The following is a 12,827-nucleotide window of genomic DNA, read 5'->3' as shown; positions in this document are numbered from 1 at the left end:
TAAAAGACAAGGAGTTGCCCCTGATTATTGGGACAACTCCTTCTTGTTTATGGTCGTCGTGCAATGATGGCAACCCAATCCTCCATCATTAATACTTCTTCAATAATAAAGCCTGAACCCACTAGCGCTTTTTTTACATCCTCTTTTTTCGCATTAATTATACCAGAAGTTACATAAAGTCCTCCGGGTTTAACGATTGAAAAGGCATCATCTGTAAAGGTCATAATAATCTCTGCTAAAATATTCGCTACGACTACATCCGCTGGTTCTGAAACTGTGTCGAGTAGATTCCCTTGATGTACCGTTGCGATATCTTGTACTTTGTTATGTACAATGTTTTCAAATGCAGATTTCACTGCAACTGCATCTAAATCAAGAGCATGTACTTTCTCAGCGCCTAGCATTGCAGCAGCAATAGCTAGTACACCAGAGCCGGTTCCAACATCCACGACTGAATTACCTTCTTTGACAACCTTTTCTAATGCTTGTAAACACATGACAGTTGTAGGATGTGTACCAGTACCGAATGCCATACCTGGATCTAGCTCAATAATCAGCTCGTCAGTGTTTACCGGAGTGTATTCTTCCCAAGTAGGAACAATTGTAAATCTTTCCGAAATTTTCACCGGATGATAGTATTGCTTCCAAGCAGTTGCCCAGTCTTCCTCGTGCACCTCAGACATTGTGAATACATTTTCACCAACATTAATATCAAAATTTTCTAGATTCGCGATTGCAAGTTTAATTTCTTCAACAGTTTCTGCTAAAAAACTAGATACCGGTAAATATGCTTTTACGATTACCCCACTTTTCGGAAAATCATTTGGGTTCAAATCATAAATTTCACCAAATTGATCTACTCTTTCTTTCTCCATTTCTGTTGAATCTTCTATGACAACACCACTTGCGCCAGCTTCGTGATAAATATTTGAAATCGCTTCAACCGCTTCGTTTGTTGTTAAAACCGACAATTCTGTCCATTTCACTTGCAATCAGCTCCTCTAAAATTTTGTTACCAAGGTTCAAATAATATTAGTGTTAGTGTCCATAAATGCGGACTCTATTGTTAAATTACTCACCTTTTAATGTCTTTTTGATTTTATCAAATAATGAACTACTTTGTTCTTCTGGAATATCGCCACTAATTTCTGCAAAATCACGTAATAGTTGCTTTTGTTTCTCTGTTAGCTTAGAAGGTGTCATTACTTTAACAATGACATATTGATGACCTGTACCGTAACCATGAACATTCTTAACACCTTTGTCTTTAATACGGAATTGAGCACCTGATTGTGTACCTGCCGGAATTTTCAGCTTAACTTTTCCATGAATTGTCGGGACTTCAATATCATCACCAAGAGCTGCCTGCGGGAATGTTAACTTAAGCTCATAGTAAATATCATCGCCATCACGTTCGAAGTATTCATGATTTTTTACATTAAAGACGATATATAAATCCCCTGCTGGACCCCCATTGATGCCTGGTTCACCTTGACCTGTCACACGTAATTGCTGACCATCGTCAACACCTGCTGGTATCGTTACTTTAATTTTCTTGCGTTTTTGTACCGTACCAGTTCCGTGACATGTATTACATTTTTCTGGAATGATTTTACCAGTACCGCGACAAGTGTTACATGTACGACGGTTTACCATACGCCCAAATGGTGTTTCTACAGCTTGATTGACTTCACCTACACCATTACATGTAGTACATGTTTTTGAGCTTGTGCCAGGCTTAGCCCCTGATCCGCTACAAGTATCACAAGTTTCGTCCTTTGGTATTTCAATTTCTGTTTGCTTACCAAAAACAGCATCCTCAAAAGAGATATTCATTCTGTACTGAAGATCATCACCTTTTCTTGGTGCATTCGGATCAGAACGACGTCCACCGCCTCCAAAGAATGAGCTGAAAATATCTTCAAAGCCGCCAAAACCAGATCCGCCGAAGCCACCAAATCCACCTTGGTTTGGTCCTTCATGACCGAATTGATCGTATTGTGAACGTTTTGAATCATCGCTAAGGACTTCATAGGCCTCTGCAATCTCTTTAAATTTATCATCCGCCCCAGCTTCTTTATTAATATCCGGATGATACTGCTTAGAAAGTTTGCGATAGGCTTTCTTTATTTCATCTTTGCTTGCGCTTTTACTTACGCCAAGCACTTCATAGTAATCGCGTTTACTCATCGGTCACACTCCGCTCTTTTTCATAACGTATATTTTAGCATGTTCGCATAATACTGTATATGAAGTTTAATTATTTAACTGACTTTTACAATTGTCGTTGTTAGAAAAACACAACCCGACTCAAATAGGTCGAGTTGATGTATATCTTTTGATGAATATATTTAGAACTTATATTCCTATTCGCTGAAAAAGTCAAAGTCCGTAATGTTCGGCTTTGACTTTTTCATGTTTCTTTTATAAACGATTGTTAAATCTTATTTATCGTCTTTTACTTCTTCAAAGTCAGCATCTACAACGCCGTCATCTTTTTTATCTGGACCTGCTTCTGCTTCACCTTGAGCAGCTTGTGCAGCAGCTGCAGCTTGCTCATATACTTTCATAACTAAAGGCTGTAAAACACCTTCTAGTTTTTCTTTAGAAGTTTTAATTCCTTCGATTTCACCAGCTTCTAATGCCTTTTTCAATTCTTCTTTAGCATCTTCTACTGATTTTTTCTCATCTTCACTGATTTGCTCACCAAGATCAGTGATTGTTTTATCGACTTGGAAAACTAATTGGTCTGCTTCATTACGAAGTTCTGCTTCTTCTTTACGTTTAGCATCGGCCTCAGCATTTGCTTCTGCCTCTTTAACCATACGATCGATATCTTCATCTGTTAACCCAGAGTCAGATTGGATTACGATTGTTTGTTCTTTTTGAGTTCCTAAGTCTTTTGCTTTAACAGATACGATACCATTTTTATCAATATCGAATGTTACTTCGATTTGAGGTACACCACGTGGTGCTGGTGGAATATCTGCTAATTGGAAACGACCTAAAGTTTTGTTATCTGCAGCCATTGGACGCTCACCTTGTAAAACGTGAATGTCTACAGCAGGTTGGTTATCTGCAGCAGTTGAGAACACTTGTGATTTTGAAGTTGGAATTGTTGTGTTACGTTCGATAAGTTTTGTAAACACGCTACCCATTGTTTCAATACCAAGTGATAGAGGTGTTACATCAAGTAATACGATATCTTTCACATCACCTGTTAATACACCACCTTGAACTGCAGCACCCATAGCTACTACTTCATCAGGGTTAACTCCACGGTGTGGATCTTGGTTTGTTTCTTTTTTCACAGCATCTTGTACTGCTGGAATACGAGTTGAACCACCAACAAGAATTACTTTATCTAATTCAGATGCACTTAGACCAGCATCCTTAAGAGCTTGACGAGTTGGGATAATCGTACGTTCTACTAAATCACGTGTGATTTCATCGAATTTTGCACGAGACAAGTTAACCTCTAAGTGAAGAGGACCATCTGCTCCTGCAGTAATGAATGGTAATGAAATTTGAGTTGATGTAACACCCGATAAATCTTTTTTCGCTTTCTCAGCTGCATCTTTTAAACGTTGCATTGCCATTTTATCTTTTGATAAATCAACACCGTTTTCTTTTCTGAACTCTTCTACTAAGAAATCGATAACCTTTTGGTCGAAGTCATCTCCACCAAGCTTGTTATCACCAGCAGTTGCAAGTACTTCAAATACTCCATCACCTAATTCAAGGATCGAAACGTCGAAAGTACCACCACCAAGGTCAAATACTAGAATTTTTTGGTCTTGGTCTTGTTTGTCTAAACCATAAGCAAGAGCAGCAGCTGTTGGTTCGTTAATAATACGTTCAACCTCTAGACCAGCAATTTTACCAGCGTCTTTTGTTGCTTGACGTTGAGCATCGTTAAAGTAAGCTGGAACTGTAATTACAGCCTTAGTTACTGTTTCTCCTAAGTAATCTTCTGCATATCCCTTTAAGTATTGTAAAATCATCGCCGATACTTCTTGAGGTGTGTAATCTTTACCTTCAACAGTTACTTTTTCTGAAGTACCCATTTTAGATTTAATAGATAAAATAGTATTAGGGTTAGTAATTGATTGGCGTTTTGCCACTTCCCCTACTTGTTTTTCACCATTTTTAAATGAAACCACTGAAGGAGTTGTACGGTTACCTTCAGGATTTGGAATTACTTTTGGTTCGCCGCCTTCTAGGACTGCTACACAAGAGTTTGTTGTACCTAAGTCAATACCAATAATTTTGCTCATTTTAAATTTTGCCTCCTAATTATTTAAAACACGTAAAGGGTGTTTTTCACTAATTAATTTTTTGTTTTATTCGTTTACTGAAACCATTGATGGTCGTAATACGCGATCTTTTAATTTATAGCCTTTTTGAAGCTCTCTTAACACAATTCCAGTTTCTTTTTCAGAATCCGCTTCTTGCATTACAGCTTGATGTACATTCGGGTCGAATACTTCCCCTTCTGCAGGGATTAGTTCTAAGCCCTCTTGTTTTGTTGCCTCAATCAGCGTTTTGTAAACCATTTCAATACCTTTATATAGAGAAACAGCATCATCTGAATTTACTTCAACCTGTAGTGCACGGTCTAAATTGTCGATAACAGGTAAAAGTTCTGTTAGAAGCTTTTGAGCTCGATATTTTTCAGCCGCTTCACGATCTAATTGGGCGCGACGTCGCATATTATCGAAGTCTGCACGTAGACGTAAGTAACGACTCTCTTCTTCTTGCAACTTTGCTTCAAGCTCCGAAACCTTCACATTTAACTGCTCTTCTACGGAAAGCTCTACCTGCTCGTTTGTTTCTGTGCCGTTCGTTTCTGCTTCATTTGCTTGCTCATTTACTTCTTCTAGTTGCTCTTTGTTTTCTGTAGTTTCAGACACGTTTGTTTCCTCCTTATAACCCATCATTTACTTTATTTGAAAGTGCACCTGAAAGCCCACTTCGCATCACATCAATAAGCGACACAACACGCTGATAATCCATTCTTTTAGGACCAATAATTGCAATTGATCCCTCTTGATCATTCCCAATAGAGTAGGACGCTGTAATTACACTTAAATCATCCATTACTAAATGGTTATTTTCTGAACCAATTCGAATATGAATCCCTGCGTCTTCATGCTGGAACAAAGAAATTACTTGGCTTTCCTTTTCCATCATTTCCATAAGTGCACGAACTTTATTTAAATCATGGAATTCTGGTTGGTTGAACATATTTGTTTTTCCACCAAAATAAATTTTCCCTTCATTTTGGAAGGTAGCAACATTTCTCAAGGATTGGATAAAAGAATCTGCTGTGTTTACATGCTGCCTTAAAACGTTAAACGTTTCTAATTCTAGCCTACTTTGTAGCTCTAATAATGAAACACCCACTAAACGTTCGTTTAAAATATTTATTGTTTTTTCAATATCCGATGGAACAAAGCCTTGTGGGAGTGTAATTGTTCGATTCTCTACATGTCCATTATCCGTAACAATAATTGCTACTGCTGTTTGTTCAGATAGAGGAACAATTTGAAATCTTTTAACGCGATGTTTACTTACATTTGGTCCAAGTAAAATCGTTGTATAAGAAGTTAAGTCAGACAAAATGTTAGCAGATTCACGTATTACTTGTTCCATTTCTACAATTTGATTTTTAAAAACAGATTGAAATAAGCCAATTTCTCGGGCAGACATAGAGATCGGTTGTAGTAAATGATCCACATAAAATCGATATCCCTTCTCAGATGGGACACGCCCTGAAGAGGTATGTGTTTTTTCTATAAAACCAAGCTCCTCTAAATCAGCCATCTCATTTCGGATTGTAGCTGGACTAGTTGTTATCCATTCCTTTTTTGAAATTTGGCGTGATCCTACTGGTTGAGCTGAAGTAACAAAATCATCAACGATTACTTGCAATATTTGTAACTGTCGATTCGTTAACATTGTCATCACCTCTGTTAGCACTCATTAAGAGGGAGTGCTAATACTATTAATAAATTATCAAATCTCAAATATGATGTCAACGGAATCGCTCTATTATCCTAATAAAAATTGTTGAAATATTTCATTGCCAACAAAGCGACCCTTGCGACTTAGTCTTACACCTTTTTCATCCTCGATAATCAGACCTTCTAAAGCAAGCTTAGCTATTTCTTTCCCATAAAGCTCTTTCATAGAGACTCCAAACTTTGTTTCAAACGTTTCAAAGGATACCCCTTCATTTTTTCGTAAGCCCAAAAACATTTGCTCTTCACATTTTTCTTCGTTTGTTACCTCGTGTTTATGAAGGATAGGCTGATCATTATTATTAATCGTTTCAATGTATTTTTTAATAGGTGCATGATTTGAATAACGTATCCCTGACATGTAACCATGTGCACCCGCTCCAAAGCCCGCGTACTCATCATTATCCCAATAAATTTTATTATGTGTTGAGTTGTGGCCATCTATCGCAAAATTACTTATTTCATATTGTATCTTTTCTTTTTCTTTCATTCGGCGCATCAAAAGATCGTACATATCCGCTTCAAGATCTTCAGTAGGTAAGTTTAGTTTTCCCTTTGCATACTGAATGTAAAAAATAGTTTTTGGTTCAACAATAAGAGAGTAAGCTGAATAGTGAGGAAGATCTAACTCTAAAGCTTTTTCTAAAGTGTCTTCCCATTGTTCCATCGTTTGACCTGGCAGCCCGTACATCAGGTCAATGCTAATATTGTCAAAGCCAACTCTTTTTGCTTGTTGAATGGTTTGGAAAACATGTTCATTTGTATGAGTTCGTCCTATTTTTTCTAGAAGCTTCTGGTCAAAAGATTGGACACCCATGCTTAAACGATTGACTCCGCCGCTCCTCAAAGCCTCTAGTTTATCTACTGATAATTCATCAGGGTTAGCTTCAGAGCTAAATTCCACAAGCTGCTTCGTTGGTAATAGGGTATTTATGTGATGTAAAAGCCTTGTTATCTGATTTGCAGTAAGTGCAGTTGGTGTCCCACCACCTAAAAAGATGGTTTCAAGGTTTTGGAATTGTTCAGGCGTTTTTCTAACAGCCATTTCAATTTCCCTGCCAACTGCTTCTATATATTCATCTACTGGTTGATTTTTAAAATAAACTTTATTGAAATCACAATAATTACAAATTTGATGACAGAAAGGAATATGTATGTAGACACCTCGAGCCATTAAAATCCCTTCTTTCTTAAGAAATATCGTATCTCTCTATTGTACCCTTTCATAGTAAAAATTCAATTTTAGGGTACTAATTATGAGAAATAAGAGACTTCCTGAATATTAGGAACAAAAAAAGAGACCTGATTTAGACCAGACCTCAAAAATTTTTTTTAAATGGCAATATTTATTTGTTGTTTATATAAATCTACAAATAGTTCAATTGCTGAGTAATTTGAAAACTTCGTAGTAAAGCTAATAGCTTCTTCCTTCGAATGGAACGATAGTGCACTCATTTCCTTTGCAAACTCATATTTTCCGTTTTGTAATGTTATTAAGTAAACTCTTACAACCGGACTATACGGTCTTTGCATATCCAAATTATCTCCTGCTAATAATACCCCAACGGTTGCATCTTGTTCATTAATAATGGTTGACAGTGCAACTAATTCATCATACTCAAACCATTCAGGAATTGCTACCTCTACTATATTGTTCATTTAAAATACATCTCCTTCGCTGTTTTTCATATGAAGCTTAAACCCTTGATATAAATACCAATAATTAACAAATAAAGGTGGCTCGATTAGATTTATTAGATAAATTCTACTATGGGTTTTACGATTCTCAAAGAGCAATAATTAAACGTTTTTTTCAGTTTCTTTGCAATATATGAAATATTGTTGCAATAAAAAACAGATTATCCTCTAAAAAAGAAGATAATCTGTAAAGTTGGTAATATTTAACTTTTATACAACTTTTTACCTTTGTAAATTAATTTAAATATTGTTATTTTAACCCATATTAACATATAACATACAATTATTGTATATATTTTTCACGTCCTTTAGAGTCGCAACTTCCAACTTCTAATATGTAAAAAAAAACGAGTTGCACTGTAATTAGTTGCAACTCATCTTTTCACTATCAGTTATTTCTTGTTGTTGTTATTATCATCCATTTTCAATACGGCCATGAAGGCTTCTTGAGGAACCTCTACAGAACCTACTTGCTTCATACGCTTTTTACCTTCTTTTTGCTTATCAAGAAGTTTACGCTTACGTGAGATGTCACCGCCGTAACATTTCGCAAGTACATTTTTACGCATCGCTTTAATCGTTGAACGTGCCACGATTTTTTGACCGATTGCAGCTTGAATTGGTACCTCGAATTGTTGACGAGGAATTAACTCCTTTAACTTCTCAACGATTACTTTACCACGCTCATATGCAAAGTCACGGTGTACGATAAAGCTTAATGCATCTACTTGCTCTGCATTTAATAGAATGTCCATCTTCACTAGCTTAGATGGTTTATAGCCGATTAACTCATAATCAAATGAAGCATAGCCCTTTGTATTTGATTTTAAGTAGTCGAAGAAATCGTAAACAATTTCCGAAAGTGGCATTTCATAAATAATACTTACACGACTTGTATCAATATAATCCATTGTCATGAAGTTACCACGTTTCATTTGGCAAAGCTCCATTACCGCCCCTACGTAATCATTTGGCACCATAATCGTTGCTTTTACATAAGGCTCTTCAATGCGGTCAATTTTTTGTGGATCTGGCATCATTGAAGGGTTGTCCACTTTAATAATCTCTCCATCTGTTAAGTGAACATCATAAATAACAGAGGGAGCAGTTGTAATTAGGTCAATATTAAATTCTCGCTCAATACGCTCTTGAATGATTTCCATATGCAGAAGTCCTAAGAATCCACAACGGAAACCGAAGCCTAGTGCTTGAGACGTTTCTGGTTCATATTGCAATGCAGAGTCATTAAGCTCCAATTTCTCTAATGCTTCGCGTAAATCGTTATAGCGAGCAGTATCAATTGGATAAAGACCGCAATATACCATAGGGTTTAACTTACGATACCCTTCTAGCGGAGTTTCGGCAGGTCGGCTAGCAAATGTTACTGTATCCCCTACTCGTGTATCTCCAACATTTTTGATAGAGGCAGTTAAATAACCTACATCCCCTACAGTAAGCTCAGCTTGAGGTACTGATTTCGGTGTATGCACTCCAACTTCAATAACTTCAAACTCGGCTCCTGTTGCCATCATGCGAATTTTATCACCAGGTTTTACTGTTCCATTTACAATACGAATTGAAATGATTACACCTTTATAGGCATCATAAACAGAGTCAAAAATTAGCGCTTGCAATGGAGCTTCTGGATCACCCGTTGGAGCAGGTACCTTCTCTACAATTTGCTCTAAAATATCTTCAATACCAATACCAGCTTTAGCAGAAGCTAGCACTGCCTCTGAAGCATCAAGTCCTATAACATCCTCTACTTCTCCACGTACACGTTCTGGATCAGCAGCAGGTAGATCGATTTTGTTTATTACTGGTAAAATTTCAAGGTCATTATCAAGAGCTAAATATACATTAGCTAATGTTTGTGCTTCTATCCCTTGTGCAGCATCAACTACTAAAATTGCGCCTTCACAAGCTGCCAAACTACGAGATACCTCATATGTAAAATCGACGTGGCCAGGTGTGTCAATTAAATGGAATGTGTAAGTTTCACCGTTTTTAGCTACATATTTTAACTGTACAGCATTTAACTTAATTGTTATTCCACGTTCGCGCTCTAAATCCATAGAGTCTAACAATTGAGCTTTCATTTCACGTGCTGTAATTGATTTTGTTTTTTCTAAAATCCGGTCTGCTAATGTAGATTTACCGTGATCGATATGGGCAATAATAGAAAAATTTCGTATGTTTTCTTGTCGTTTTAAACGTTCTTCTCGATTCATGTCGTGTCCACTCCTAATCAAATACGCCTCCTACGCATTAATTTTTCGCTCATCATGCGAAAAACAACCAAAGAAGATAGAGTTTTAAGGCTCTAACTTCTTTAGAATACGCTGGAGGCATTAACCCTTATCAGTATGCATTCTTACTGATTCTTTGGTAACCTGTTATATTTTCTTTTACATTTCCTACAAAAAAAGGCTAAACTAACTTGAATTATAGCAGTGACACAACAACTTTAGCAATGATGTAGTGAGAAAAAACGCAAAATATTATTATTCACTTATAAAATCAATGTAGACAATGAACTTAAGATTTTCACTTTAATTTACATAGGTTTTCGCAATCGCTTGTGCAAGTACAGCGATTGTTCGATAAACCTCATCCTCAGTATTTTCAATTCCACCGATTTCAATTAGTAACAGATTATTTGATAAGTCTTGATTATAAACTCCATCAACTCCATCTCCAGACTTCTCAATAATGCCTCTAGATATATCCGGGACAATTTGATTTAAAGCCTGATTTAGAGCGTTGGCTTGACTTAAATTCGTCTTATAGTTTGGATTTTCTGCACCGATAACAAATGCGGTTTTAGCATAGCCAACATCTTTATGTGTGACAGTCGACTGCTTATGACCTGTTGCATCCCTATGAATATCAAGAATAAGGTCATACTTATTTTCCTTCAACTCCTGACTTAAAAAAGTGCGCGCAGTTGAATAAGAAGACGCCATTGTCTTCCCCTGTTTTACTGTTTCAGCCATAATATCAACATCAAGAGTCGTTGCGTTTAAACCGTTTAGTTTAAAGTAATCTTCCATTGCCTTAGACATAGATAGTAAATTTGCTTGGTCATCATATACAGCAACGGTACCTGTTTGACTTTTTACAAACGGTTTATAGGTTTCTTGAGAATGCGTAAAAACAAATAATACGTCAAATGAATCCATTGTCGGTGTAACATCACTTGCGCTACTATCTCCTGTTGCTGTCACTTCTGTTGCTGTTACATCTTCTGCAGTTTTGTCTGATTGAACATTGGAAGAAGCATAGACTACTTGCTTTTCTTCGGCCATAGGAGGCTCATATTTTTGATTGTTCGGAAAAGGCAATAGTCCTGTGATGATTGGTAACATAAAAAAGAAGACTAGAAAAACAGATAGAATTTTTAATTTTTTTAACATGGCATCCTCTCCTTCCACTACGATATGGAGGAAGAGGACTTTTTAGAACTAATTCACTTTATGTTCCATCCACTTAAATAGACATTTGCTTACCAAGATTGAATATTTTGTAATCCAAACATCAACTTCTTTTGGCGTTACAATCAGTCTTTCAGGATGTGATGCAAAAACCTCTTCAAATAACTGAAGTCGATCTTCATTTGACCAAGTCGACCATTCACCGAAAATCGGCTTGATTAAATTCATATCGACTCTTTGATTGGAATCTGGTGTCCAAGAAGAGACAGAGAGCTTACCAGACGGCTTCCCTTTTTCCTCAATTTTTGCAGCGATCGAACGGAACACATTATCAATCGCATCTGCAATGATTACTGTTGCATCCACAACTGTAGGAACCCCAATCGCCGTAACAGGAACCCCCATCACTTCTTTCGAAACTTCAGTACGTTGATTACCTACCCCGGAGCCTGGATGAATCCCTGTGTTTGTAATTTGAATTGTTTTACATAAACGCGAGCTTCCTCTTGTTGCTAATGCATCAATTACTAAAACTAAGGAAGGTTTAACTTTTTCTGTAAGGGCACGGATGAAATCACTAGTTTCAAAACCTGTTTGCCCCGTTACACCTGGTGCATACATTATAAAATGATCACTAGGATTTTCAGATTGCTCATTTTGCATTGCATCTATTGCAAAAGGACCTATTGCATCAGGCGTTATTGTTTTATTTCCTAGACCTATTACAAGAACCTTACTATCCTTTGTAATCTTTACATCTTTGTGAATATCATCAAGATATTTTGTAAAAGCCTTTTCAAGCTGCTCAAACCCGTTTGAATCGTCTATAGTTAAGGTCGGAACAGATAGTGTAATATAAGTCCCTTCCTTTTTTCCGATTTGCTCTTGACCGTGATCATCAACCACTACTTTTGTGACTTTTACTCGACCTTCCGTAAATTCATCGATTGCAACTCCACTTGTTTGCTCTAATCTATTCTTTTGATGCTTGGTCTGATGCTCAACTACTTCGGCTGATTCATCAATTAAATCGGTTCTGCTCCAATTAACTTCTATCATTAATAATCACCTCGTTTATATGTTAGACAAACTGTCAAGTAAATATTCTTTGCATTTAACTATTGCAATTAACTCTAGGGTTTGGTAGAATGATTTTTGTTGTATTGACAAACGAAAATAGTGAGAAGATAACTCATCTCGTACCTTATTTAGGAGGTGAAAGATATGCCAAACATTAAATCTGCAATTAAACGTGTTAAAGTTGCTGAGAAAGCTAACGCAGCTAACGCTCAAGCGAAATCAGCTATGCGTACAACTGTGAAAAAAGCTGAACAAGCACTTGCAAACAATGCTGAGGGCGCTAAAGAATTAGTAGTAGCAGCTAGCAAAGCTCTTGATTCTGCAGCTTCTAAAGGTCTTATCCATAAAAACGCAGCAGCTCGTAAAAAATCACGTTTAGCTAAAAAAGCTAACTAATACATTAAGAGGTTTTCCTAAATCATAACTTTTATGATTTGGAAAACCTCTTTTTCGTTTGATAATTTCCCTTCAAACAGAAAAAAAACTACCTAGAGATTTAAAATGTACCCTATAAGATGGACACTTTAAAAAAAGTCCTTCTTGTAGGGTACTTTTGTTTATAATGAGAAAAAAGATGTTGGAGCGGAATTAG

At 36.6% G+C, this 12,827-nt stretch carries 11 protein-coding genes; 1 reads left to right on the top strand and 10 read right to left on the bottom strand.

Annotated features, from left to right (window positions below; translation table 11 throughout):
• Positions 1–47: 47 nt before the first annotated feature.
• The 10 genes from prmA to gpr form a co-directional block, all read right to left on the bottom strand.
• Complete coding sequence (gene prmA, locus BJ095_RS14360; RefSeq protein ID WP_107935462.1) at positions 48–986, bottom strand: 50S ribosomal protein L11 methyltransferase; 939 nt, start codon at positions 984–986, stop codon at positions 48–50.
• Between the two features lie 85 nt (positions 987–1,071).
• Positions 1,072–2,190 carry a molecular chaperone DnaJ gene (dnaJ, locus tag BJ095_RS14355; RefSeq protein ID WP_107935396.1) on the bottom strand — a complete coding sequence of 373 codons (1,119 nt, stop codon included), beginning with the start codon at positions 2,188–2,190 and terminating at the stop codon, positions 1,072–1,074.
• Positions 2,191–2,444: 254 nt separating this feature from the next.
• Positions 2,445–4,277 (bottom strand): molecular chaperone DnaK, encoded by a 1,833-nt coding sequence (gene dnaK / locus BJ095_RS14350; RefSeq protein ID WP_107935395.1) that lies wholly within the window; start codon positions 4,275–4,277, stop codon positions 2,445–2,447.
• Between the two features lie 66 nt (positions 4,278–4,343).
• Complete coding sequence (gene grpE / locus BJ095_RS14345) at positions 4,344–4,913, bottom strand: nucleotide exchange factor GrpE (RefSeq protein WP_107935394.1); 570 nt, start codon at positions 4,911–4,913, stop codon at positions 4,344–4,346.
• Positions 4,914–4,926: 13 nt separating this feature from the next.
• On the bottom strand, positions 4,927–5,961 hold the full coding sequence (hrcA, locus tag BJ095_RS14340; protein ID WP_107935393.1) for a heat-inducible transcriptional repressor HrcA: 1,035 nt from the start codon (positions 5,959–5,961) through the stop codon (positions 4,927–4,929).
• 93 nt (positions 5,962–6,054) lie between these two features.
• Positions 6,055–7,197 (bottom strand): radical SAM family heme chaperone HemW, encoded by a 1,143-nt coding sequence (hemW, locus tag BJ095_RS14335; protein WP_107935392.1) that lies wholly within the window; start codon positions 7,195–7,197, stop codon positions 6,055–6,057.
• Positions 7,198–7,355: 158 nt separating this feature from the next.
• Positions 7,356–7,682 (bottom strand): hypothetical protein, encoded by a 327-nt coding sequence (locus BJ095_RS14330; protein ID WP_107935391.1) that lies wholly within the window; start codon positions 7,680–7,682, stop codon positions 7,356–7,358.
• Between the two features lie 431 nt (positions 7,683–8,113).
• Positions 8,114–9,952 (bottom strand): translation elongation factor 4, encoded by a 1,839-nt coding sequence (gene lepA / locus BJ095_RS14325; protein WP_107935390.1) that lies wholly within the window; start codon positions 9,950–9,952, stop codon positions 8,114–8,116.
• 321 nt (positions 9,953–10,273) lie between these two features.
• A complete protein-coding gene (spoIIP, locus tag BJ095_RS14320; protein WP_107935389.1) occupies positions 10,274–11,137 on the bottom strand; it encodes a stage II sporulation protein P in 864 nt (287 codons plus the stop codon).
• A 48-nt stretch (positions 11,138–11,185) separates the two neighbouring features.
• Complete coding sequence (gene gpr / locus BJ095_RS14315; protein ID WP_107935388.1) at positions 11,186–12,214, bottom strand: GPR endopeptidase; 1,029 nt, start codon at positions 12,212–12,214, stop codon at positions 11,186–11,188.
• Between the two features lie 165 nt (positions 12,215–12,379).
• Here gpr and rpsT point away from each other — a divergent pair, with 165 nt between their 5' ends.
• The gene (gene rpsT, locus BJ095_RS14310; protein ID WP_107935387.1) at positions 12,380–12,631 is read left to right on the top strand and encodes a 30S ribosomal protein S20; all 252 of its coding nucleotides are present in this window, start codon (positions 12,380–12,382) and stop codon (positions 12,629–12,631) included.
• The last annotated feature ends 196 nt before the right edge of the window (positions 12,632–12,827 follow it).

This window comes from Ureibacillus chungkukjangi, assembly GCF_003217295.1.
In the GTDB taxonomy this organism is placed as follows: Bacteria; Bacillota; Bacilli; order Bacillales_A; family Planococcaceae; genus Ureibacillus; species Ureibacillus chungkukjangi.
This window is presented reverse-complemented; position numbering and strand designations above follow the sequence as displayed.